Annotated in this window: 26 protein-coding genes and 1 pseudogene; 14 read left to right on the top strand and 13 right to left on the bottom strand. The window is 50.1% G+C overall.

Features of this window, described 5'->3' with window-relative positions; translation table 11 throughout:
* The first annotated feature begins 79 nt into the window (after positions 1-79).
* Positions 80-424: an HNH nuclease YajD gene (gene yajD, locus E6P06_RS13365; protein ID WP_003832478.1), complete on the top strand. Its 345-nt coding sequence runs from the start codon at positions 80-82 to the stop codon at positions 422-424.
* Positions 425-468: 44 nt separating this feature from the next.
* On the opposite strand, the gene E6P06_RS13360 is transcribed toward yajD, so the two are convergent.
* Positions 469-744, bottom strand: a complete 276-nt coding sequence (locus tag E6P06_RS13360) for a YeaC family protein (RefSeq protein ID WP_003030693.1) — start codon at positions 742-744, stop codon at positions 469-471.
* Positions 745-786: 42 nt separating this feature from the next.
* Positions 787-1,200, bottom strand: a complete 414-nt coding sequence (gene msrB / locus E6P06_RS13355; RefSeq protein WP_003030695.1) for a peptide-methionine (R)-S-oxide reductase MsrB — start codon at positions 1,198-1,200, stop codon at positions 787-789.
* 341 nt (positions 1,201-1,541) lie between these two features.
* Here msrB and gapA point away from each other — a divergent pair, with 341 nt between their 5' ends.
* The gene (gene gapA / locus E6P06_RS13350; RefSeq protein ID WP_003030697.1) at positions 1,542-2,537 is read left to right on the top strand and encodes a glyceraldehyde-3-phosphate dehydrogenase; all 996 of its coding nucleotides are present in this window, start codon (positions 1,542-1,544) and stop codon (positions 2,535-2,537) included.
* Positions 2,538-2,620: 83 nt separating this feature from the next.
* A complete protein-coding gene (locus tag E6P06_RS13345; protein ID WP_003846660.1) occupies positions 2,621-3,505 on the top strand; it encodes a D-hexose-6-phosphate mutarotase in 885 nt (294 codons plus the stop codon).
* A gap of 196 nt (positions 3,506-3,701) precedes the next feature.
* On the opposite strand, the gene E6P06_RS13340 is transcribed toward E6P06_RS13345, so the two are convergent.
* Complete coding sequence (locus E6P06_RS13340; RefSeq protein WP_061549997.1) at positions 3,702-4,556, bottom strand: aldo/keto reductase; 855 nt, start codon at positions 4,554-4,556, stop codon at positions 3,702-3,704.
* Between the two features lie 159 nt (positions 4,557-4,715).
* Positions 4,716-5,462 (bottom strand): MipA/OmpV family protein, encoded by a 747-nt coding sequence (locus E6P06_RS13335; RefSeq protein ID WP_003030706.1) that lies wholly within the window; start codon positions 5,460-5,462, stop codon positions 4,716-4,718.
* Positions 5,463-5,895: 433 nt separating this feature from the next.
* On the opposite strand from E6P06_RS13335, the gene yeaG reads away from it, so the two are divergent.
* Together yeaG and E6P06_RS13325 are read left to right on the top strand one after the other, a co-directional pair.
* Complete coding sequence (gene yeaG, locus E6P06_RS13330; protein WP_049016455.1) at positions 5,896-7,830, top strand: protein kinase YeaG; 1,935 nt, start codon at positions 5,896-5,898, stop codon at positions 7,828-7,830.
* A gap of 121 nt (positions 7,831-7,951) precedes the next feature.
* Complete coding sequence (locus E6P06_RS13325) at positions 7,952-9,235, top strand: YeaH/YhbH family protein (RefSeq protein ID WP_003030708.1); 1,284 nt, start codon at positions 7,952-7,954, stop codon at positions 9,233-9,235.
* A gap of 65 nt (positions 9,236-9,300) precedes the next feature.
* On the opposite strand, the gene E6P06_RS13320 is transcribed toward E6P06_RS13325, so the two are convergent.
* The gene (locus E6P06_RS13320; protein ID WP_044700039.1) at positions 9,301-10,071 is read right to left on the bottom strand and encodes a class I SAM-dependent methyltransferase; all 771 of its coding nucleotides are present in this window, start codon (positions 10,069-10,071) and stop codon (positions 9,301-9,303) included.
* Between the two features lie 163 nt (positions 10,072-10,234).
* Here E6P06_RS13320 and dgcJ point away from each other — a divergent pair, with 163 nt between their 5' ends.
* The 3 genes from dgcJ to E6P06_RS13305 all read left to right on the top strand — a co-directional run bounded on the left by dgcJ (position 10,235) and on the right by E6P06_RS13305 (position 12,857).
* Positions 10,235-11,725, top strand: coding sequence for a diguanylate cyclase DgcJ (gene dgcJ / locus E6P06_RS13315; protein ID WP_003840869.1), 1,491 nt, complete (start codon positions 10,235-10,237; stop codon positions 11,723-11,725).
* 43 nt (positions 11,726-11,768) lie between these two features.
* Positions 11,769-12,272 carry a YbaK/prolyl-tRNA synthetase associated domain-containing protein gene (locus E6P06_RS13310; RefSeq protein ID WP_003030712.1) on the top strand — a complete coding sequence of 168 codons (504 nt, stop codon included), beginning with the start codon at positions 11,769-11,771 and terminating at the stop codon, positions 12,270-12,272.
* Between the two features lie 138 nt (positions 12,273-12,410).
* Complete coding sequence (locus E6P06_RS13305) at positions 12,411-12,857, top strand: DUF441 domain-containing protein (RefSeq protein ID WP_139935316.1); 447 nt, start codon at positions 12,411-12,413, stop codon at positions 12,855-12,857.
* On the opposite strand, the pseudogene E6P06_RS13300 reads toward E6P06_RS13305, so the two are convergent.
* Positions 12,840-13,632 (bottom strand): annotated as a pseudogene (locus tag E6P06_RS13300) (helix-turn-helix transcriptional regulator); the annotation flags it as partial. The gene E6P06_RS13305 and the pseudogene E6P06_RS13300 overlap by 18 nt on opposite strands.
* A 99-nt stretch (positions 13,633-13,731) precedes the next feature.
* Here E6P06_RS13300 and E6P06_RS13295 point away from each other — a divergent pair.
* Entirely contained in the window at positions 13,732-14,919 is a 1,188-nt protein-coding gene (locus E6P06_RS13295) for a CynX/NimT family MFS transporter (protein WP_003846669.1), read from the top strand.
* Positions 14,920-14,955: 36 nt separating this feature from the next.
* On the opposite strand, the gene E6P06_RS13290 is transcribed toward E6P06_RS13295, so the two are convergent.
* The gene (locus tag E6P06_RS13290) at positions 14,956-15,663 is read right to left on the bottom strand and encodes a CTP synthase (protein ID WP_003846671.1); all 708 of its coding nucleotides are present in this window, start codon (positions 15,661-15,663) and stop codon (positions 14,956-14,958) included.
* A gap of 177 nt (positions 15,664-15,840) precedes the next feature.
* On the opposite strand from E6P06_RS13290, the gene E6P06_RS13285 reads away from it, so the two are divergent.
* A complete protein-coding gene (locus E6P06_RS13285) occupies positions 15,841-16,188 on the top strand; it encodes a DUF488 domain-containing protein (RefSeq protein WP_003030722.1) in 348 nt (115 codons plus the stop codon).
* 7 nt (positions 16,189-16,195) lie between these two features.
* Here the strand turns inward: E6P06_RS13285 and E6P06_RS13280 are convergent, their stop codons facing one another.
* Positions 16,196-16,444 carry a DUF333 domain-containing protein gene (locus E6P06_RS13280; protein WP_003846673.1) on the bottom strand — a complete coding sequence of 83 codons (249 nt, stop codon included), beginning with the start codon at positions 16,442-16,444 and terminating at the stop codon, positions 16,196-16,198.
* A 186-nt stretch (positions 16,445-16,630) separates the two neighbouring features.
* On the opposite strand from E6P06_RS13280, the gene E6P06_RS13275 reads away from it, so the two are divergent.
* From E6P06_RS13275 to yoaJ, 3 genes are read left to right on the top strand one after another with little or no spacing between them, the layout of a single operon-like run.
* Positions 16,631-17,656, top strand: coding sequence for a sensor domain-containing diguanylate cyclase (locus E6P06_RS13275; RefSeq protein ID WP_003846675.1), 1,026 nt, complete (start codon positions 16,631-16,633; stop codon positions 17,654-17,656).
* 47 nt (positions 17,657-17,703) lie between these two features.
* Positions 17,704-17,802, top strand: coding sequence for a YoaK family small membrane protein (locus E6P06_RS13270; RefSeq protein WP_032941789.1), 99 nt, complete (start codon positions 17,704-17,706; stop codon positions 17,800-17,802).
* A 2-nt stretch (positions 17,803-17,804) separates the two neighbouring features.
* On the top strand, positions 17,805-17,879 hold the full coding sequence (yoaJ, locus tag E6P06_RS13265) for a protein YoaJ (RefSeq protein ID WP_099530266.1): 75 nt from the start codon (positions 17,805-17,807) through the stop codon (positions 17,877-17,879).
* A gap of 49 nt (positions 17,880-17,928) precedes the next feature.
* On the opposite strand, the gene E6P06_RS13260 is transcribed toward yoaJ, so the two are convergent.
* The gene (locus E6P06_RS13260) at positions 17,929-18,177 is read right to left on the bottom strand and encodes a GlsB/YeaQ/YmgE family stress response membrane protein (protein ID WP_003030729.1); all 249 of its coding nucleotides are present in this window, start codon (positions 18,175-18,177) and stop codon (positions 17,929-17,931) included.
* Positions 18,178-18,536: 359 nt separating this feature from the next.
* Between E6P06_RS13260 and fdhF the strand changes: the two genes are divergently transcribed.
* Positions 18,537-20,684, top strand: coding sequence for a formate dehydrogenase subunit alpha (fdhF, locus tag E6P06_RS13255; RefSeq protein WP_139935315.1), 2,148 nt, complete (start codon positions 18,537-18,539; stop codon positions 20,682-20,684).
* Between the two features lie 52 nt (positions 20,685-20,736).
* Here the strand turns inward: fdhF and E6P06_RS13250 are convergent, their stop codons facing one another.
* From E6P06_RS13250 to yeaR, 4 genes are all read right to left on the bottom strand, one after another.
* The gene (locus E6P06_RS13250; RefSeq protein ID WP_003846676.1) at positions 20,737-21,381 is read right to left on the bottom strand and encodes a hypothetical protein; all 645 of its coding nucleotides are present in this window, start codon (positions 21,379-21,381) and stop codon (positions 20,737-20,739) included.
* A gap of 442 nt (positions 21,382-21,823) precedes the next feature.
* Entirely contained in the window at positions 21,824-22,828 is a 1,005-nt protein-coding gene (locus tag E6P06_RS13245) for an IS110-like element IS4321 family transposase (protein ID WP_000427623.1), read from the bottom strand.
* A 96-nt stretch (positions 22,829-22,924) separates the two neighbouring features.
* Positions 22,925-23,107: a DUF1869 domain-containing protein gene (locus tag E6P06_RS13240; protein ID WP_003840863.1), complete on the bottom strand. Its 183-nt coding sequence runs from the start codon at positions 23,105-23,107 to the stop codon at positions 22,925-22,927.
* A 3-nt stretch (positions 23,108-23,110) separates the two neighbouring features.
* Positions 23,111-23,473: a DUF1971 domain-containing protein YeaR gene (gene yeaR, locus E6P06_RS13235; RefSeq protein WP_003030735.1), complete on the bottom strand. Its 363-nt coding sequence runs from the start codon at positions 23,471-23,473 to the stop codon at positions 23,111-23,113.
* Positions 23,474-23,501 lie beyond the last annotated feature (28 nt).

The following is a 23,501-nucleotide window of genomic DNA, read 5'->3' as shown; positions in this document are numbered from 1 at the left end:
ACAATAGGTTATGATTAGCACATTCTGCTGCGCCAGCTTTTGGCGCAGCTCTTCATTTTCTACTGGAGGCATGAGCTTTATGGCTTTTATCCCTAAAAATTACGCCCGTCTTGAAGTCGGTTACCGGGAAAAGGCGCTTAAACTCTTTCCCTGGGTCTGTGGACGCTGTTCCCGTGAGTTCGTGTATTCAAATTTGCGCGAGTTGACGGTACACCATATCGATCACGATCACTCGAATAACCCAGAAGATGGTAGCAACTGGGAAATGTTGTGCCTGTACTGCCACGATCACGAGCATTCCAAATATACGGAAGCGGACCAGTATGGTTCAACGGTGGTTGCAGGAGAAGATGCGCAAAAGGCCGTAGGCGAAGCGAAATACAACCCGTTCGCCGATCTGAAAGCGATGATGAATAAGAAATAACATCAACTGCAGGCCCGACATCGATGTCTGCCGGGCCTGGGTAATCAGGATTTAAACGTCGCAATCGGTTCGGGCGTAATACCAAACTCAACCTTCAACTGCTGCTTGCTCTTCATCACCATCTCACCGTTGGTATCAATCGTCATATGCTGCGCGTCAATATTGTTACGCGCCTGCCATAACATCACCAACTGTAAGCTATTCTCTTTTTGTTCTGCTGTTAGCGCTACCCCATCCGGCCATTTTCCGAGCTCAACGGCAGTCGATAAGCGCTGATAAACTTCCGGCGTCATACTGTTGATCATCTCATCAAGATTCATGTTAAATCCACTCTCCGTAGAATAATTTGCTGAATCGTTTCTTCAACCCTTGGTTTGCTCACCGTTTTCACTATCAGTGAAGTTCAAAGACGCTGAGTTAACGCAGTACCGTTCACCGGTAGGTTTCGGCCCATCCGGGAAGACGTGTCCCAGGTGCGCATCACAGTTTCCGCAGCGGATTTCTATGCGCTGCATGCCGTGTGACGTATCTTTTATGTAATGGATAGCCTCATCGCTGACAGGCTCGTAAAAGCTGGGCCAGCCGCAGCCAGAGTCATATTTTGTCTCGGAACGAAATAGCGGTTTATCGCAGATCAGACAGTGGTAGATGCCGTCTCGCTTGTTATGCAGCAAACGCCCGGTAAATGGCGGTTCTGTCCCGTGATTCTGCGTCACGTAGAACTGCATTTCGGTTAAATTTTTTTTCAGTTCTTCTGGAGAAGGTTGATTAGCCATTTGCTCACATCTCGCTTTATCTAAACTCACATCGCGAGACAGATTCTAACAAAACATTAACACCGGAGTGCGAACTTTTGTTCTAAACTTGATCCTTGCGAAATGGCAGCCTGCAATTCGTGATCAGAATCACGTTTTTATCTTGATTGCCCTTTAAAATTCGGGCCGCCGACCCCATGTGGTTTCAAGCCCAAAGGAAGAGTGAGGCGAGTCAGTTGCGCAAAGCTTAGGCAGCAGATTGATTTGTCGCAATGATTGACACGATTCCGCTTGACGCTGCGTAAGGTTTTTGTAATTTTACAGGCAACCTTTTATTCACTAACAAATAGCTGGTGGAATATATGACTATCAAAGTAGGTATCAACGGTTTTGGCCGTATCGGTCGCATTGTTTTCCGTGCTGCTCAAGAACGTTCTGACATCGAGATCGTTGCAATCAACGACCTGTTAGACGCTGACTACATGGCTTACATGCTGAAATATGACTCCACTCACGGCCGTTTCAACGGTACCGTTGAAGTGAAAGACGGTCATCTGATCGTAAACGGTAAAAAAATCCGTGTTACCGCTGAACGTGATCCGGCTAACCTGAAATGGGACGAAGTTGGTGTTGACGTAGTAGCTGAAGCTACTGGCCTGTTCCTGACAGATGAAACCGCTCGTAAGCACATCACTGCTGGCGCGAAAAAAGTGGTTCTGACTGGTCCGTCCAAAGATAACACTCCGATGTTTGTTAAAGGCGCTAACTTTGACAAATACGAAGGTCAGGACATCGTTTCTAACGCTTCCTGCACCACTAACTGCCTGGCTCCGCTGGCTAAAGTTATCAACGACAACTTCGGCATCATCGAAGGTCTGATGACTACTGTTCACGCGACCACCGCTACTCAGAAAACCGTTGATGGCCCGTCTCACAAAGACTGGCGCGGCGGCCGCGGCGCATCCCAGAACATCATCCCGTCCTCTACCGGTGCAGCTAAAGCTGTAGGTAAAGTACTGCCAGAACTGAACGGCAAACTGACTGGTATGGCGTTCCGCGTTCCTACCCCGAACGTATCCGTTGTTGACCTGACCGTTCGTCTGGAAAAAGCTGCTTCTTACGAAGAAATTAAGAAAGCAATCAAAGCTGCTTCCGAAGGCCCGATGAAAGGCGTTCTGGGTTACACCGAAGACGACGTAGTATCTACCGATTTCAACGGTGAAGTTTGCACTTCCGTGTTCGATGCTAAAGCTGGTATCGCACTGAACGACAACTTCGTGAAACTGGTATCCTGGTACGACAACGAAACCGGCTACTCTAACAAAGTTCTGGACCTGATTGCTCACATCTCCAAATAAGTTGAGATGAGTATCTGATCCAAAAAGGCGACTTCGGTCGCCTTTTTTTATGACCAAAATATTCACATACCAAGGATTGCATCATGATTAACAAAATTTTCGCTCTCCCGGTCATTGAACAGCTTACCCCTGTCCTCTCCCGCCGTCAGCTTGATGAGCTTGAGGTTCTTGTTGTCGATCACCCCCAGGTTAAAGCGTCTTTCGCGCTACAGGGCGCACATCTTCTTTCCTGGAAACCAAACGGCGAAGAGGAAGTCCTGTGGTTAAGCAACAATACCCCGTTTAAAACCGGCGTAGCGCTGCGTGGCGGCGTACCAATTTGCTGGCCGTGGTTTGGTCCGGCTGCTCAGCAGGGCCTGCCTTCGCATGGTTTTGCCCGTAACTTGCCATGGACGCTGAAAGCGCACAACGAAGACGACAATGGCGTGGTGTTGACGTTTGAACTGCAGAGCAATGCCGAAACGCGTCAGCTTTGGCCGCACGAGTTTTGCCTGCTGGCCCGTTTCAAAGTGGGAGCCACCTGTGAGATGGAGCTGGAAGCTCACGGTGAGTTTGAAACCACCTCGGCACTGCATACCTATTTCAACGTTGGTGACATTGCGGCAGTGAAAGTTAGTGGTCTCGGCGATCGCCTGATCGATAAAGTGAATGATGCTAAAGAAGATGTGCTGGCTGATGGTATCCAGACCTTCCCGGACCGCACCGATCGTGTCTATCTGAATCCGGAAGCGTGCAGCGTGATTCATGATGATGCGTTGAATCGCAATATCGACGTTGTCCACCACCACCACCTGAATGTCGTGGGCTGGAACCCTGGCCCGGCGCTGTCCGTCAGTATGGGCGACATGCCGGATGATGGCTACAAAACGTTTGTTTGTGTAGAAACGGCTTACGCGACCGCTCCGCAGAAAACCACCGAAGAAAAACCATCTCGCCTCGCGCAGACTATTCGTGTTGCTAAACGCTAAGACAACTCTGCTCATCATGCCGGATGCGGCTAACGCCTTATCCGGCCTACAAACACACGCAGTCGTAGGCCTGATAAGCGCATCGCCATCAGGCAAATCAGTGCAACATGCCGGATGCGGCTAACGCCTTATCCGGCCTGCAAACCGCACGCAGCCGTTGGCCTGATAAGCTGCGTGAGCATCGTAATTTGGCAAATCAGGCCATATCCAGCGCTGTTTTACCTTTTGGCGCCGGATACGCCTTATCTAACTGCTTCAGCTCATCCACAGAGAGCGTTATCTCCAGCGCGGCGGCATTTTGTTCGACATGCGCTACGCTTGCGGCTTTTGGAATTGCTATTACACCCGACTGACGAATCACCCACGCCAGCAAAATCTGCGCAGCACTAACATTGTGCACGCGCGCAATGTCATTCACCACGGAATTAGAAAGCAAATCGCCACGCAGCCGTCCCGCCTGGGCCAGCGGACTGTATGCCATGACCGGCATCTGCTGCTGCTGGCACCACGGCAGTAAATCATATTCAATACCGCGCGAGGCTAAATGATAAAGCACCTGGTTAGTCACACACTCCCGTCCACCGGGTACCTGCCATAACGCCTGCATATCATCATAATCGAGATTTGAGACGCCCCAACGGCGGATTTTCCCCTGCGCAATCAGTGTTTCCATGGCATCGACGGTCTCTGCAAATGAAAAATCGCCCATCCAGTGCAGCAAATAGAGATCCAGATAATCAGTTTTCAGTCGACGCAGGCTGGCTTCGCAGGCGGCAATGGCTTTCTCTCCACCGGCATTCCATGGGTAAACTTTCGAGACTAAAAAAGCGCTATCACGCCGTCCCGTTAATGCTTCACCCACCACCTCTTCCGCTGCACCATCAGCGTACATTTCTGCGGTATCAATCAATCGCAGGCCGAGATCCAGTCCGGCCTGCAGCGCAGACACTTCATCCCGGCGTCGGCTTGGATCCTCGCCCATGTACCATGTTCCCTGCCCAATAGCAGGAAGCGATACCTGGTTTGTAAACGTCACCTGTTTCGCTGTCATCGCACCCTCCTGTGTTAATGCACCACAGTAAAGCAAAACAACGTGCATGTGTCCTGTTAGGGTGCACAAATTGCACCATCATGATCTGGGGGTTGTCTTAAATTTAATGACGTAAAAAAGCCCGCAGAGATGCGGGCTAGTGTTTGACACCGAGTAGTATCAGAACTTGTAGGTCACACCCACCGAGAAGATGCCAGACCAGGACTTATCGACCATCGGGCTGTCTTTCACTTCATCACTCAAACGCACATAACGGCCAGTGCCGTACACGTTCCAGTTGCCAAGGAAGTTATAGCTCGCGGTCAACTCCAGGTACGGATCCCATCCATCGTCAGCGTTGTAGCTATTCAGACCACTGCGGCGAGACTCGTGATTGGACACACCATAATAGTAGTCGTTGTAGTTTTCGCTGCTGTACTGCACACCGATACCCGGCGTCAGGGTCAGACCACCATTGGTGTAACGGTAGAGCCAGGCCAGATCCCAGATAAAGCCGTTGCTGTTATCCAGGGTATCACCCGCCAGTGCGGTACGCAGGAAACCATACTGGGTGTTATGTACATATGATAGACCAGCCATCAAGCTGCTTTTACGCTTGTCGAGTTGGCGTAAAGCATGGCTATCGCTATCACCCGGCTTGAAATGCGTCGGATCATAGTACGCCATGATGGAAAGCTTATCTGCCGTATCATTCCACAAATAGTAACCGCCACCCAAGCCGCGGAACCACACATTATCGCCTTCATAGGTGACAACCGGAACAGGGTAAACATCGCGGTCATACTGTTTGTACGGGCTGTTAATCACACCAACACCCGCGCCAACAGTCCACTGACTTTCCGCCTGTGCGGTGCTAACTGCGGTTGCGGCAAGGACGCCAAGTGCCAGAAGTTTGAGTTTGGTCACAATCCATAATTCCTTATTCAAATGTGTAGCGGTCAAAGTGTAACCGCCAATACGCTTCAGCCCAACTATTTTACGTATTCACCCCAGAATGTAACCCCCTAATTTCTCAGCGAGTGATGACATTTTGCTTGCAGCACGGTGAACACCGCATGAATCCCGCTCCAATTCTTTACATAAGATGTGCTTTTTTTGCTGATGAGTTATTGATATGCCATTGAAATTCATTTGCGCACACAGGCAAGTTTTGCAAATGCCATCTACGCTTAATTTTAGAAGGTGTATCACCGAATACGTTGATCTCCTGACCACTAAAATGGCATGAGAGTTGCTTATTTCTTCAGCAGCGACGTCGTTCAGTTTACCTCTTCAGGGGCCTCTACTATTCATATGAACGGCTCTTAACATGTGCTAAAAAACGAAAGGACGGCATACCATGAATATATTCGATCACTATCGCCAGCGTTATGAAGCTGCCAAGGACGAAGAGTTCACGCTGCAGGAGTTTCTTACCACTTGTCGGCAAGATCGCAGTGCTTATGCCAACGCGGCAGAGCGGCTATTAATGGCTATTGGTGAGCCTGTCATGGTTGACACTGCCCATGAACCTCGACTTTCTCGACTCTTTTCGAATCGGGTAATTGCACGCTATCCCGCTTTTGAAGAGTTTTACGGCATGGAAGACGCCATTGAGCAGATTGTTTCTTATTTGAAGCATGCGGCTCAAGGTCTGGAAGAGAAGAAGCAGATTCTGTATCTGCTGGGGCCTGTGGGAGGGGGGAAATCATCTCTTGCTGAGCGGCTGAAGTCGCTGATGCAACGAGTACCGATTTATGTCCTGAGCGCCAATGGCGAACGTAGCCCGGTCAACGATCATCCGTTATGCCTGTTTAATCCGCAGGAAGACGCGCAGATCCTGGATAAAGAGTATGGGATCCCGCGTCGTTATCTCGGTACGATCATGTCGCCGTGGGCTGCTAAACGTCTGCATGATTTTGGCGGGGACATTACAAAATTCCGCGTCGTCAAAGTCTGGCCGTCTATTCTGGAGCAGATCGCAATCGCTAAAACGGAGCCTGGTGATGAAAACAACCAGGATATTTCTGCGCTGGTCGGGAAAGTGGATATTCGTAAACTCGAACACCACGCCCAGAACGATCCTGATGCCTACGGTTATTCGGGCGCACTATGCCGCTCAAACCAGGGGATTATGGAGTTCGTTGAGATGTTTAAAGCACCGATTAAAGTGCTGCATCCTCTGCTGACCGCCACCCAAGAAGGAAACTACAACGGGACAGAAGGTATCTCCGCCCTGCCGTTTAACGGGATTATTCTTGCCCACTCGAACGAGTCTGAATGGGTAACGTTCCGTAATAACAAAAACAATGAGGCGTTCCTTGACCGTGTTTACATCGTCAAAGTGCCTTATTGCCTGCGGATCTCTGAAGAGATCAAAATTTACGAAAAACTGCTTAACCACAGTGAGCTGACCCATGCGCCTTGCGCACCGGGCACGTTGGAAACGCTCTCTCGCTTTACCATTCTTTCTCGCCTGAAAGAACCTGAGAACTCGAGCATTTACTCGAAGATGCGCGTTTACGATGGCGAAAGCCTGAAAGATACCGATCCAAAAGCGAAATCCTATCAGGAGTATCGGGATTACGCCGGGGTTGATGAGGGAATGAACGGTCTGTCCACGCGTTTCGCGTTTAAGATCCTCTCTCGCGTCTTTAACTTTGACCATGCCGAAGTGGCAGCTAACCCGGTTCATCTGTTCTACGTACTGGAGCAGCAAATCGAGCGTGAACAGTTCCCGCAGGAGCAAGCTGAGCGTTATCTTGAGTTCCTGAAAGGCTATCTGATCCCGAAATATGCTGAATTCATCGGCAAGGAGATCCAGACAGCTTATCTCGAATCCTATTCCGAATACGGACAGAACATTTTCGACCGTTATGTCACTTATGCGGATTTCTGGATTCAGGATCAGGAGTATCGCGATCCAGATACCGGTCAGCTGTTTGATCGCGAGTCACTGAACTCAGAACTGGAGAAAATTGAGAAGCCGGCGGGTATCAGTAACCCGAAAGATTTCCGTAACGAGATCGTCAACTTTGTTCTGCGTGCCAGAGCGAATAACAGCGGTCGCAATCCAAACTGGACCAGTTACGAAAAACTACGCACGGTTATTGAGAAGAAAATGTTCTCCAATACCGAGGAGCTGCTGCCGGTCATTTCGTTCAATGCTAAAACCTCGACTGACGAGCAGAAAAAACACGACGATTTTGTCGACCGTATGATGGAAAAAGGCTACACGCGTAAACAGGTGCGTTTACTGTGCGAATGGTATTTGCGCGTACGTAAATCGTCTTAACATAAGTGCCCGGTGGCGCATGCGCTTACCGGGCTTGCAAAACAATGTTCCGTAGGCCGGATAGCGACAGCGCCATCCGGCACTTACAGACATGGCGAACAGTTGGCAGTACGGGGGGCTTATGACCTGGTTTATTGACCGGCGTCTTAACGGCAAAAACAAGAGCACGGTAAACCGCCAGCGCTTCTTACGCCGTTATAAATCGCAAATTAAACAGTCGATCTCCGAGGCCATTAACAAGCGTTCGGTGACTGATGTGGATAGCGGCGAATCTGTCTCTATTCCGACTGATGATATTAGCGAACCAATGTTTCATCAGGGACGTGGTGGCCTGCGCCATCGCGTACATCCGGGTAACGACCATTTTGTGCAGAATGACCGCATTGAACGCCCACAAGGCGGCGGTGGCGGCTCAGGAAGTGGACAAGGCCAGGCCAGCCAGGATGGTGAGGGTCAGGATGAGTTCGTCTTTCAGATCTCTAAAGATGAATATCTTGATCTGTTGTTCGAAGATTTAGCACTTCCTAACCTGAAGCAGAATCAGCAGCGTCAGTTAACGGAGTATAAAACACACCGGGCAGGTTTTACCTCTAACGGTGTGCCTGCCAACATTAGCGTGGTGCGATCCCTGCAAAACTCACTGGCGCGCCGTACGGCGATGACAGCGGGTAAGCGTCGCGAACTGCATGCTCTCGAAGCGGATCTGGAAACCATCGCGAAAAGCGAACCAGCGCAGTTGCTGGAAGAGGAACGGTTACGCAAAGAGATTGCCGAACTGCGGGCAAAAATCGAACGCGTGCCATTTATCGACACCTTTGATTTACGCTACAAAAATTATGAAAAACGCCCCGACCCTTCCAGCCAGGCGGTAATGTTCTGCCTGATGGACGTCTCTGGTTCGATGGATCAGTCGACCAAAGATATGGCTAAACGTTTTTATATCCTGCTGTATCTGTTCTTAAGCCGGACCTATAAGAACGTGGAGGTGGTTTATATTCGCCACCATACCCAGGCGAAAGAAGTGGATGAGCACGAGTTCTTCTACTCTCAGGAAACCGGGGGGACCATTGTCTCCAGTGCGCTGAAGTTAATGGATGAAGTGGTGAAAGATCGCTACAACCCTGCCCAGTGGAACATCTATGCTGCACAGGCATCGGATGGTGATAACTGGGCAGATGATTCACCGCTGTGTCATGAGATTTTGGCGAAAAAGCTGCTGCCAGTGGTACGCTATTACAGCTATATCGAAATCACTCGCCGCGCTCACCAAACCTTATGGCGTGAATACGAACATCTGCAATCAACCTTTGATAACTTTGCGATGCAGCATATCCGCGACCAGGATGATATTTACCCGGTATTTCGCGAACTGTTTCATAAGCAAAGTACGACCAGTAACAATTAATCTAAACAAATCAGTCAGCGCGTAGATGTGCTGACTGATTTTATAAATAGTGCCCCATCCTGTTTTTATTTTCCCTTAACAGAGCAGCAGGCAATGTAGTTTAACTGATGACGTTGCGAACGGAAGAAGCGAAACATTTTCAGGAACCGACGACGATTTTCGCTCGTGCGTAAGCCGTTAAACACAATTTTAACTGCCCCTGTAAGCCCTTCATCACGAATTAATCCGCGCGGTGACATCAGCGACATGTTGCCATTCTGCTGCAAGACCTGTTCGAACCCGCAGTTAAGAAACAAATCACGCCAGCCTTGTCTGGTCATTGGGCTAACGTTTGATTTCACCACATCGACAAGCTGGCCCTGATCGCCCGCGCCCAGTTTTTGGGCGGTGAACATAATATCGTGGGTGAGCAGGCGCCCACCGGGCTTCAACACACGATAATATTCGGCAATTAACTTCGCCTTCGCTTTATCGGCATACATTGTCAGCATGGCTTCGTTAATCACAACATCAAAACTGTTATCCGCAAAAGGCAGGGTACTGGCATTCGCAGCCATCACATGGATGTGATTTTCCAGCCCATTTGCTGCCACATTATTTCTGGCATTAGACAGCGCGGTTTTATCCATATCGATAGCGTAGACCGTACAACCAAAGCGTTGAACTAACTCTATCGCCGTCGTGGCCATGTTGCACGCCACTTCAAGCACCTGGCTGCCGGGCGTCAGCTGTGACTGGCTAAACAACCATTCTGTTGCTTCAACGCCGCCCGGACGCAGACGGGTTTTGCCCAGGCTGGCTAAAAATGTATGACCCGCTTTTTCAGTCGCGCTCATTGGCCTGTCTCCTTTTATAAGTTGCATTATAAATACAACATTAAGAGTTAAAGGTGAAGCGCGCGAATGATTTTTATTACAAAATGTCCTTGCCCGTAGCGTTAGAGCGGATGTATGCCGTGTGATAGACTGAACTATCAGACTTACAGGGCTGTAAATCATTATGAAATTGCATCATAAAGCGCTCAGGCTCTTTATCTCCGTCAGCGTAATTGTTTTGACGTCTTCTTTTTTGGTTTATGAGCTCATTGCCAGCGATAAAGCAATGAATGCGTACATGCGCTATATCAATGAGAAAGCCGACTCATCGTTCCTCTATGATAAGTACACAAATCAGAGCATCGCAGCCCATCTGATGCGCACATTTTCGTCCCCCCATGAGCCAGCCTCTCTCGAACAGCAAAAAGCACTTTGCACCGCTTTCGACAGCGTTAACGGCGCTCATGGGCTCAACCTTACTAAGCACAACTATCTGCCATTGCACGGTACGTTGCAGACCACCTCAACAAAATGTAGTGAGCAGCTTGATGACATTTTTCTGCTGCCTTCTTTTGACCGGGCGGTCAATGTTAATCGTCAGCAGAAAGATTACGGTCAGGGATTAGGGACGTTAGAGTATAAATTTCGATATTACGTCGATCTCAAAAATAACTACGTCTATTTCTATGATTTGATCGACTCGCGGAAATTTGCGATACACAACTGGTCGTTTTTGCAAAAAGGTACGCTGGGAATCGACCAGAATGATATTGATGGTATTTTCACCGGCCGCACGGTGATTTCCAGTATTTATGAAGATAACCTGACCGAGAAAAAAGTGATGAGCTTTTTAACACCGGTCTACTACACCGGTAAGTTAAAAGGTGTGGTGATGGTAGATATTAATAAAGAGAATTTACAGAATATTTTCTATACCAGCGACCGCCCTCTCGTCTGGCGCTATCTTAACGTAACGGTCTCGGATACCAGCTCCGGTAAAGAGATTCTCGTTCATAAAAGTGAAACCGATCTGTTCCGCTATGTTGACTATGAGAAGGACATACCCGGTGGTATACGCATCACACTCTCACTCGATGTTATGTATTTTATTGTCTCGTCCTGGAAGATATTCGCATTCTATTTACTGGCAACGATATTACTGCTGAATATGGTCAGAACGCATTTTCGGTTGTATCACAACGTCACGCGGGAAAATGTCAGTGATGCGATGACCGGGCTCTACAACCGTAAAATTTTAACGCCGGCGCTTGAGCAGCGTTTGCAACAGTTGGTGAACACGGGAACGCTCGTCACCTTTATCGCCATCGACTGCGATAAACTGAAAGTCATCAATGACACGTTAGGGCATAAAGAAGGCGATCGGATTATCACCCATCTGGCCAAAGCCATTCAAAGCTCTATTCGCAAAAGCGACTACGCCATCCGCCTCGGCGGCGATGAGTTTTGTATTATCCTCATCGACCACCCCAGTGATTTAACGCCCCGCCTGCTGGAGAGAATTCGCTATAACTTACAAATTATTGCGCATGATATATCCATCAGCTTCTCCGCCGGGGTTTATAATATGCAGCCGAACGACACTATTGATGATGCTTACAAAGCATCTGATGCACAGCTCTATCTGAACAAACAGAAAAAACACGCCGGTGCGTGATTATTTTTCTGCAGGATTTTCATTGTTGTACCAGGAGTAAGTCATGACGGAAGTGAACAAAGGTAACGCAACGCATCAGCGTTTAATTTCGCTGTTGTCAGAGCAAGGCGCAACGTACCGCGTGGTAAGCCATGAAGCCGTCGGCAAATGTGAGGCAGTTTCTGAAATTCGTGGTACCGCACTGGGCCAGGGAGCAAAAGCGCTGGTCTGCAAAGTAAAAGGCAACGGCGTCAATCAGCATGTTCTGGCGATCCTCTCTGCCGATCAGCAGGCCGACCTGAGCCGGTTAGCCAGCCATATTGGCGGGTTGAGAGCGTCTCTTGCCAGCCCGGCGGAGGTAGATGAACTGACTGGCTGCGTATTTGGCGCTATCCCACCGTTCAGTTTTCATCCTAATCTCAAGCTGGTCGCTGATCCGCTATTGTTTGAGCGTTTTCATGAAATTGCGTTTAATGCTGGGTTGCTGGAAAAATCCGTGATCATGGATACCGCAGATTACCTGCGTATCGCGCAACCTGAATTAATCCCTTTCCGCCGCGAACAATAATAGTCTGCGTTAGCAGTAAAAAACGTCGCATCGTGCGTTAGCCCAAAAAAAATCATAATCATTAAAAAAAGCCTGTTCCGTCACGCATTTACGCGTACAGTAAGCAGGCTTATTTTTTCTTTTGGCAAGGAAACTACGATGTTTGATGTCACTCTGCTGCTCCTCCTCGGACTGGCAGCTCTGGGCTTTGTCAGCCACAACACCACTGTCGCTGTTTCAATTCTGGTGCTGATCATTGTCCGTGTTACCCCTCTGAATACTTTCTTCCCCTGGATTGAAAAACAGGGCCTGACCGTCGGGATTATCATTCTGACCATTGGCGTCATGGCACCGATCGCCAGCGGAACGCTACCGCCCTCCACGCTCATCCACTCCTTTGTAAACTGGAAATCACTGGTCGCTATTGCCGTCGGGGTATTTGTCTCATGGCTCGGCGGACGCGGCGTTACGCTAATGGGCAGTCAGCCCCAGCTTGTTGCCGGATTACTGGTGGGCACGGTACTGGGCGTGGCGCTGTTTCGCGGTGTGCCGGTGGGGCCGCTTATTGCGGCAGGCCTGGTCTCGTTGATTGTTGGGAAGCAGTAGCCAGCCCGTTCAGATAACGGCCTGGCGTCTGCCCCAGGCCTTTTTTGAACATAGTGATAAATGCCGTGGTCGAATCGTACCCGAGCATTTGCGCGACCTGTTGTACATTGCGGCCATCGATCAACGCCTGCAGCGCCAGAATCAGCTGGAGCTGGTGACGCCAGCGGCGAAAACTCAACCCCGTTTCTTTGACGACCAGACGAGCAAGGTTACGTTCACTCATCGCAAATACGCTGGCCCATTGTCCCAACGTCTGCCATTGTGCTGGCTCTTTCGCCATCGTTGCGACCATTCTGCGAATTTTCGGGTGATCGGAAACCGGTAACTGCATCTGCTCCTGTGGTTGCTGCGGGAGTTCATCAAACAACACTTGCGTCAGCCGCTGGGTTGCCGGCTCCAGTCGCTGAGCATCCGATTTGGACGCCAGCGCCAGAATGAGTTCCCGACATAACGGGGCGATTTTCAGCGTGCAGCAACGTTCAGGCATCACGACAGCCTGCGGCTCAATAAACAGAAAACACAATTGCGCGCCTACGGTAACGTGGTTGCTGTGTGGAATTTCGCCAGGGATCCACACCGCATATTGCGGAGGCACCATCCACATAGCATTTTCAACTTCACAGGTGATCGCGCCATGCAGCGCCAGGATCAACTGTCCCTTACGATGCTGATGCAGCGGACTGAAAAGTTCATCTTCCCGAGCCTGAATACAAAATGCGACCGCCGCATCGTGGTGCAAATCGGGCTCATATCCATCCAGTCTCAGCCCCAACATAAGAATGTCCTATTTTAGCGATAATCTGTCATTTTAGCTTGATTCATCCATAGTGTAAAAACGCTAAAGTATCGCCTCGCCTGACGATATGAGAAAAAAATGATTACTACACCTTCCTCCCGTGGCAAAAATGCAGCGTTGCTGATCGCGGGGATCCTGATGATTGCCACCACACTGCGCGTCACCTTTACCGGCGCAGCCCCGTTGCTGGATGCCATTCGCGCCGACTACGGCTTGAGTACCGCCCAGACTGGGCTTCTGACTACCCTGCCGCTGCTGGCCTTCGCGCTGGTATCACCCCTGGCTGCCGCCGTTGCGCGCCGCTGGGGCATCGAACGTAGCCTGTTTGCCGCGATGCTGTTGATTTGCGTAGGTATTGCGATTCGTTCGCTGCCTTCCTCAGGGTTCCTGTTTAGCGGTACCGCCATCATTGGTTGCGGAATCGCGTTGGGAAATGTGCTGTTACCCGGATTGATTAAGCGTGATTTTTCCCAGCATGTGGCGAAACTCACTGGCGCATACTCGCTGACCATGGGCGCGGCGGCGGCACTGGGCTCGGCAATTGTGGTTCCATTGGCACTAAATGGATTTGGCTGGCGCGGTGCGTTGATGGTGCTGATGGCCTTCCCGCTGCTGGCGCTGATTATCTGGTTGCCCCAATGCCGCCAGACTGCTCATGCCAGCCTGAGTAACTCGCGCGCCTTGCATTCCCGCGCGATCTGGCGCTCTGGCCTAGCCTGGCAAGTGACGCTGTTTCTGGGGATCAACTCCCTTGTCTATTACGTCATCATTGGCTGGCTACCCGCCATTTTAATTAGCCATGGCTACAGTGAATCTCAGGCCGGTTCGTTGCATGGTTTACTGCAGCTGGCGACTGCCGCGCCGGGAATATTGATCCCTCTCGTCCTGAACAGATTTAAGGATCAGCGCGCCATCGCCGCTCTGGTTTCGTTAATGTGCGCCGTCGGCGCGGCGGGATTCGCCATAATGCCCGAACAGGCATTGCTATGGACCATCCTGTTTGGCTTTGGCTCAGGCGCGACGATGATCCTCGGCTTAACCTTTATTGGCCTGCGCGCAAGCTCAGCGCATCAGGCTGCAGCGCTCTCCGGCATGGCGCAGTCTGTCGGATATTTACTGGCCGCCTGCGGGCCACCGCTGATGGGGAAAATTCACGACCTCAACGGTAGTTGGCTGATTCCATTAACGGGTGTCGCCGTGTTAGCGATGCTGATGGCGGTGTTTGGTTTGTGCGCGGGGCGCAATCGGGAGATCGCGAGCGCATAATGCAGAAGGCAGGTTCGCGGACAACCTGCCCAATATTTATCCGCGCGCGGCGCGCAGCATCGCCTGAACCAGAGGTACGGGTTTTCCCGCCAGCGCTCCGCGTTCATGCTGAAAGAGCGTGCCGACATAAAATGGATGTGTCACCAGCTCAATGGCACGAATATCACCAGCCTCATCCCAACCGGTCACACGGAGATCGCCGCGCTCCAGCTCAGCGGCAAAATCTTCCGATACGCCATAGTTGCAGTGATATCCCTCCGAGATAACATCCCGTCCGTAGGCTTTGGCAATCAGCGTATTGGCCCGAAGCTCAATATCATCCGTTTTTTCTACCAGCGAGCAGGTCAACGGTGCTATCACCATCCGACCCGTGGTGTCCGTCTCCGCGTGGGCGGCGTCGATCCAGCCCAGCACGTTGCGGGCATACTCCAGAATGGCATGTTGAAAGCCGCCACAGGTACCCAGGAATGGGATGCTGTTTTCGCGCGCATAGCGTATCGCGATCAGCGCCCCTTCCAGGTGGCGATAAGGACTGCCTGGAACGACCCAAATGGCATCATAACCTACCAGGTCCTCACTGCTGCTGATATCAGATGTGGTTAGCCAGTCATAATCAGCCACTAATTCCAGGACGGCAGCGGCATCATCAATGGCAAGAGGAATAGCCTGATGCGCCACAATATCGGGGTTGTAATCGCCCACCAGCGCAATGCGAAGCGTATCTTTAATCGGGGAAATTTCCATTAAACTTTCCTTATGTCCAGACAATGAGGGACACTATAAGGAGCCTCAGCCTACCGATTTTTTGTTGGTATCACAATCCCTTAAATTGGGAGTCAGGGCTGGCGGAATGCTATAATGGTCACGTTTTACGATCTTATTTAACCGTAATAGCGATAGCTTAATGGAGCGGATGAAGAGATGAATATTCAGTGCAAACGTGTGTATGACCCGGCAGAAAAAAGCGATGGTTACCGCGTGTTGGTCGACCGGTTATGGCCTCGCGGGGTGAAAAAGAGCGATCTTATTTTCAACGAATGGAATAAAGCACTTACCCCGTCATCTGATTTACGTAAGGCATTCCACGCAGAGTTGATTGATTTCTCGCATTTTTCTGAGCAATATCGCGCTGAACTGGCTCAACAGCAGCAAGAAGGAAAGCGCCTCGCAGAGATTGCCCGACAGCAAACCTTAACGCTACTGTATGCGGCGAAAAATACCCAGCAAAACCACGCGCTGGTGCTCGCTGAGTGGCTACGTCAATGCTGACCGCGTATCACTTGCCCGCTGTCGGATGATCTCTACGCCAGAGCGCCCATTCATCAATCACTTCCCCTCCGGGTAGTTTGCAGTCTGACCTTACGCCTTGCGGAGTCTGCACCGCAACCAGCGTACCGCCCTTTTGTTCGCAATACACCGATGCCGGATTCGCCATGCCGATTTTTGGTGGTTTAGGGGCATCAGGCTGCGTGGTACACCCCGCCAGCACCAGCAAGCCGGGCAAAATAATAGACACTAGTTTCATCTCTACTCCTGTTTAAAAGCATTATTCCGGCAGGTTACCCCGACTTCCCTTCTATCTCCATGTTTTACGTTCTAATTTCAATTTTATGATTACATTTCAGCCAGAAACACGTGTTTCATCTTGCTCCCTGATGTTCTATCATGCGCCCACGCCAGCCTTGTCATCACTCAGGAGTATTTACACCTCATGTCGGACATGATCCTTGCCAGAGTCTCACAATCCTTAGCCACGGAGCAGTCAGTTGAGAGTCTGGTACGCCAACTTCTGGAAATGCTGGAAGTAGTGACTGAGATGGAATCTACATACTTGACCAAGGTCGATCTGGATGCCCGTCTGCAGCATATTCTGTATGCGCGTAATAGCAGCCAAATGCAGATCCCCGAAGGGCTGTCCGTACCGTGGGATGAAACGCTGTGCAAACGCGCTATTGAGGAAAACTGTCTGTTCAGCGACAACGTGCCCGCACGATGGCCGGAATGTACCGCCGCTCGCGCACTGGACATCACCACTTTTCTGAGTACTCCCGTTCATCTTCCGGACGGAACATTTTACGGAACGCTCTGCGCCACCAGTCGCCGCCAGCATGCGTTAAGCGAACGTGGTGAACAGGTGTTGCATCTGTTTGCCGGTCTAATCGCCCAGTCGATTCAAAAAGAGTCGCTGGTTGCTCAGTTACGTGAAGCGAACGCTGCGCTGATTGCTCACTCCTACACCGATGCCCTGACCGGATTACCGAATCGGCGCGCAATTTTTGAAAATGTAGAGACCCTTTTTTCGCTCGCCCGCCACCTCAGGCAGAAGATAGTTGTCGCCTATATCGATTTGGATGATTTCAAATTGATCAATGACCGCTTTGGCCACGAGGTTGGCGACCAGTTCCTGATCCAGATTGGCCACCGCCTGCTGCGTAAATGTAGTGATAATGACATTCTCGGTCGACTGGGCGGTGACGAATTTTTAGTCGCTCGCCTGTCGCCGGATGATGACAGGGAGCAACGCGTTCGTCTGCAGCAGGTGAAACATCAGTTGCAGCAGCAAATTTGCGGCGACTACCACCTGGGCGATATTCATCTGTTTTATCCTGGCGCCAGTCTGGGCGTGGTGGAAATTGATCCGCTGGAGACTGATGTAAACTGTGCGCTTCACCTCGCAGACAGCGCAATGTACAAGGATAAAAAACGTCAGGATAAAACCGCTTTTGTCGTACATTAACCCCTGCTATGCTGACTCGTCTTTAAATAACTCTGGTAGATAATCGTATGCGACTCGGTATTATTTTCCCTGTCATTATTTTCATTTCCGCTGTCGTTTTCTTATCCTGGTTTTTTATTGGCGGTTACGCTGCGCCTGGAGCATAACGATGAAAAAAACAACGCTTATTATGATTGGCGTGGCTATCATCGTGGTTCTGGGCACGGAACTGGGGTGGTGGTAACCAAAGAAAAAGGCCACTTATCAGTGGCCTCTATTGTCTGCATGTTTACTTAACTTTTGACTTTTCTATAGATAAACAGCACCACAATCGCACCGATAACCGCTACGACAAAACTGCCAAAATTGAAACCATCAACTTTACCAAAACCAAAGAAGGTACTGATCCAGCCACCCACTACCGCACCGACAACCCCTAAGATGATGGTCATAAAGAATCCGCCGCCATCTTTACCCGGCATAATCCATTTTGCCAAAATCCCAGCGATAAGACCGAAAATCACCCATGAAATAATGCCCATAATATCCCTCACTTATGTTTTTAAGTTAACGATTCGCTCGTTGTATAAAAGCATAGCATAGCGCTGAAAAATTAAAATTTGTGATCGGTATCACCTGCTATTTTCATCTTTTTCTGATCTTTCATAAGGTTAAACCATTCGATGCGACATTTTCCCTGACGTAGCTCGTCATTAATGTCGAATCGTCAGTCATTCTGCTTTACTCATTCGCCCTCAGTCCCTGCAATTACTGGGTTTTCACTTCTGGCACGATTTATGCTTAAGCAGCCGGTCACTATGACAAATCGTAGTCCGCGATGCGTATCGCGCGGCTCCGTTTACAATTCGCGCTATTTCAGCATTTAACAGGTCTGTTATTGATGAAAAAAATCACCAGTGTATGCCCATACTGTGGGGCCGGGTGCAAGCTCAAGCTTGTTGTTGAGAATAACAAAATCATCCGCGCCGAGGCCGCAGAGGGTGTAACGAACCAAAATCAGTTATGCCTGAAAGGCTACTATGGTTGGGATTTTCTTAACGACACTCGCCTTCTGACTCCCCGTCTGACTCGCCCGATGATCCGTTATGAAAAAGGTGGAAAATTCACTCCCGTTAGCTGGGATGAAGCCATTCGTTACACCGCAAAACGCTTATCTGAAATCAAAAATACCTATGGCCCCCGCGCCATTATGACCACTGGGTCTTCACGCGGAACAGGGAATGAAACCAACTACGTGATGCAAAAATTCGCACGTGGCGTTCTCCATACCAATAATGTCGATTGCTGCGCCCGTGTCTGTCACGGCCCTTCCGTTGCCGGGTTACAGGAAACATTAGGCAATGGCGCCATGAGCAATTCCATCAGCGACATTGAAAACTCAAAATGTCTGCTGATCTTTGGCTATAACTGCGCCGACTCGCACCCAACCGTGGCTCGCAGGGTAATTAAAGCTCGCCAGAATGGCGCAAAAATCATTGTCTGTGACCCACGTCGTATTGAAACTGCTCGTATCGCTGACCAACATTTGCAGTTAAAAAACGGTTGTAATATGGCACTGGTTAACGCCTTTGGCCATGTCCTCATCGAAGAGCAACTCTACGATCGCGAGTATGTACAAAAGCATGCGGAAGGACTGGAAACATACTGGGAAACCGTGAAGGACTATGCGCCTGAAGCCGTTGAACATTTAACGGGTGTTCCCGCACAGCAGGTTCGTCAGGCGATGCGTACATTTGCCGCAGCGCCATCGGCAACCGTGATGTGGGGAATGGGCGTCACCCAGTTTGGCCAGGCCGTTGACGTGGTTCGTGGTTTGTCGAGCCTGGCGTTGCTGACCGGCAATCTGGGACGTCCTAACGTCGGCGTTGGGCCGGTGCGTGGGCAGAATAACGTGCAAGGCGCGTGCGATATGGGGGTACTGCCTAACCAGTTCCCTGGGTATCAGGACGTGACCGATTTCACCGTCAGGGAGAAATTCGCCAACGCCTGGGGCATTGACGTTAATCAGATGGATGACAAGGTTGGGACGCGCATCACCGAAGTTCCGCATCTGGCTATTGAAGGCAAAATTAAAGCCTACTACATCATGGGGGAGGATCCGTTGCAAACCGAGGCCGATTTAGGTCTGGTCCGCGAAGGGTTTAACGCGCTCGATTTTATTGTCGTGCAGGATATCTTCATGACCAAGACAGCGGAAATGGCCGACGTCCTCCTGCCGGCCACCTCCTGGGGTGAACACGGTGGTGTCTTTACCTGCGCCGATCGTGGATTCCAGCGTTTTGAAAAAGCGATTGAACCCTCAGGTGATGTCAAGCGTGACTGGGAGATCATCAGCCTGCTGGCCAGTGAAATGGGCTATCCCATGCGGTATCAAAGTAACCAGCAAATCTGGGATGAGATGCGCGAGCTGTGCCCGCTGTTCTACGGCGTAACCTATGAGAAAATGGGTGAAATGGGGCATGTTCAGTGGCCATGTCCGGAGCTCGATCACCCCGGCACACCTTACCTTTACGCGAACAGCCAGTTTGATACCGCCAATGGCAAAGGCAAACTGTTTGCCGCACAATGGCGAGCGCCCGCAGAAGTTCCTGATGAAAAGTATCCGCTGGTCCTGTGTACAGTGCGTGAAGTTGGGCACTACTCCTGTCGTTCAATGACCGGCAACTGCGCAGCGCTGCAAGCCCTGGCAGATGAGCCTGGGTATGTGCAAATCAATACTCATGATGCAGAAAAACTGGGTATTCGTCATCGTGACCTGGTATGGGTCAGCTCGCGTCGTGGTAAGGTCATCAGCCGCGCGGATGTATCCGAGCGTATCAATGCCGGAACGGTGTATATGACCTATCAATGGTGGATTGGTGCGTGTAACGAGTTAACCCAGGATAACCTCGATCCTATTTCGAAAACGCCGGAAACCAAATATTGCGCCGTAAGTATTGAGCACATTAGCGATCAGGGATGGGCTGAAAAGTATGCCGCACAGACGTATAGCGACATGAAATCACGCTTGTGCGAGGCCATTGCGTAAGTCACCTCGCTAACCGCCTGAGTCTGGTCATCCAGACTCAGGTATTTTCTCGTTACTTCGCCAGCTGTGGTTCACTAAAGGGAATAGCAGCAGATTCTTCCTGCTTATCCCGCTGCATAAAACCGAGGTTCATCAGGAACAATCCTACCATAAACGGGAGTTCATACAGCTCTTCAATGAGATCGCCGTACTGCGCGTTGTGCAAAAAGACAGGGGCCAGCAGACGATGATGCTCTACCGTATCGGAGATCAAAAATGCACAGGTGGTGATCGCTAACAGCCATAGCGGCAGCGGTTCATTGCGTAAGCGACGGGCAATATCCTGGCGTAAGCGTTTTGATATCAGGACAGGCAGAATAATCATTGCAATCAATACCACTGAGATAACTCTGAACAGAAGTTTAGGGTGCTCGGGGAAATAATCACGGCCCCAACTGGTACTGCGACCCAGCAACACCAACCACCACACAGCCGCCCAAAGCCAAAATTGTTTCTCGCCTTCAGGACGTGATAAAGGCCGGATGTAGCTGAGAGTAAAAAGCGCTCCAAACAGCAGCCATAACGCCTGGCCATTCTCAATCCATCTGACGACAGTACCGTTGAGCAAAGGTAGATTCCAGTTCGCAGTGAACGGGATCGCTACGATGATCAGCCCAAGAATGAAAGTGGGTAATGTTAGTCGGGTATTCAGTTTCATAAGCGAGGTTCTGTATTGTGACTGTTTCACGATCATAACCCCTGTGAATGATCCAACATTAGCAATCAATGCGGATTTCTTAAGGTATTCTTAAGAAATCTTTTTCCGGATATTTCCAGGTTTAACACGGATAAAAAAACCGCTCTGCGCCAGAGAAACGCAGTGCGGTTTATAAATCAAAAACGAATCTATGGTCACTCCCGTTTTTGCAACACCGATTTTGACGACAAGTTGGCTTGCTTGAATCTATCCGGCGTCTGAATGGGATTTTATTCCCGCGCCTTGATGAGTTCCGCGCCTGATGAACCTCCAGAAAATATACGGCTTCAATGAGCCTTTCCGTTTTACAGGTTCCTCAACAGGCCGGTGGGCCGTTAGTATCATCAATATCAGTATTCGCAAAACCAGATCAGTAATTCTTTAAACCGGTGTATTTCTGCCGTTATGCTACATAAGTTTGCTGTCGTGCCGTTAGGGCCCAGGCTATTCTGGCCAGCTTGTTTGCCAGAGCACAAGTGACGACAAAGTTGCTTTTCCGGCACAGTAAATCCCTGACCCAATCGGCCAATTTGCCAGACTGGTGTTCCAGTTTTTGTATGAATACCCTGGCACATTGAACCAACAAAGTTCGGATCTTTTTATTACCTCGCTTACTAATTCCCAGCAATGTCGTCCTACCTCCCGTGCTGTACTGCCGAGGTACAAGCCCTGTTGCCGCCGCAAAGTCACGGCTGCTGGCGTACTGCTTCCCGTCGCCAATCTCAGTTGAAATAGTACTCGCTGTCAGTGTTCCGACGCAGGGAATGCTCAGCAAGCGCTGTCCAACCTCATCTTCGTCCAACTTTCGTTTCAACTGGGATTCCAAATCTTTAATCTGCTCAACAAGATAGTGATAATGCTGTTGTAATTTCAGCAATAACTGGCTGAGGTAAAGAGGCAAACTATTATCCTCAAGAATGGTACTCAGTCGGCTAATAACGGCAGCTCCTCGGGGAACGCTAATGCCAAATTCCAGCAGAAAAGCATGCATTTGATTGGTTGTTTTTACCTTATCCTGAACCAGGGATTCACGGACACGATGCAGAGCCCGCATTGCCTGCTGAGATTCCGTTCTGGGCTGCACAAAACGCATAGACGGACGCGATGCAGCTTCACAAATAGCTTCGGCGTCGACAAAGTCGTTTTTATTGCTTTTAACGAACGGGCGGACAAATTGTGGTGATATCAGCTTTGGGGAATGCCCCAACTCTTCCAACTTGCGTGCCATAAAGTGAGAACCGCCACAGGCTTCCATTGCGATGGTTGTAGCGGGGCATGTCGCCAAAAATTCGATCAACTTTGGCCGGGTAAATTTTTTACGGTAAACAGCCTTCCCGCGACGATCCTGGCAATGAATATGGAAAGAGTTTTTACCCAGATCGATACCAATGAGCGCAATGTTTTCCATGATAGTTCTCCGAATGAAAGCCTGTCCTCAGCATAGTACCGGGAAGGAGGGAGTGACCATCTCATTAAATATGCAATCAGAGGCAGAGGCTAACATCTACCAGCCGCAGACGTCGTGCTCATTCTCGGTATCGTATGAACGTACCGTATTGACCAGGTCTTTAACCACTTCAGCGGCCACATCCGGAATCAACAGCGTCATCGGCGCTTCAGTTTCATAATCGACTGACACGCCGTTGCTGTTATTGGTCACTGTTACGGTATAGGTTGCTTTGCCCATGATTTACTCCTTGCCGGTGCGCACGACTTTTCGTTGATTCGCGCTCTCCATCAGAACTTCCGGGGCAACGAAAAAATCGATATTAAAGTAAGTGTCGTCGGTCATCACTTCGATGTTATGCCATTTTTCCGGTGGAAAAACGCCAAACTGACCGGCTTCAATAACCATCACCTCTACGGGCTCCGGGCTATGTTCATCTGCGTATCCGAGATATTTGACCGCCCCCTGCATAACCGAAAGTCGAGGGTAAACCCCGGCACGGGTTCCTTTATCAAGGTGGCGTTCGAAAATTCCGGCAGGTGCCGTTTCTTTGTTCCAGAATGGAGTAGAGCGTGTATGGATATGGTTCTGTGGAATTTGAAGCATTTTTCTTCCCTTTTCCAGTCGACAACCA

Origin of the sequence: Citrobacter sp. CF971, assembly GCF_006385635.1 — a bacterium.
GTDB lineage: Bacteria > Pseudomonadota > Gammaproteobacteria > Enterobacterales > Enterobacteriaceae > Citrobacter > Citrobacter freundii.
Note: the sequence above shows the minus strand (reverse complement) of the source record. Positions and strands in the feature narration are given on the sequence as shown.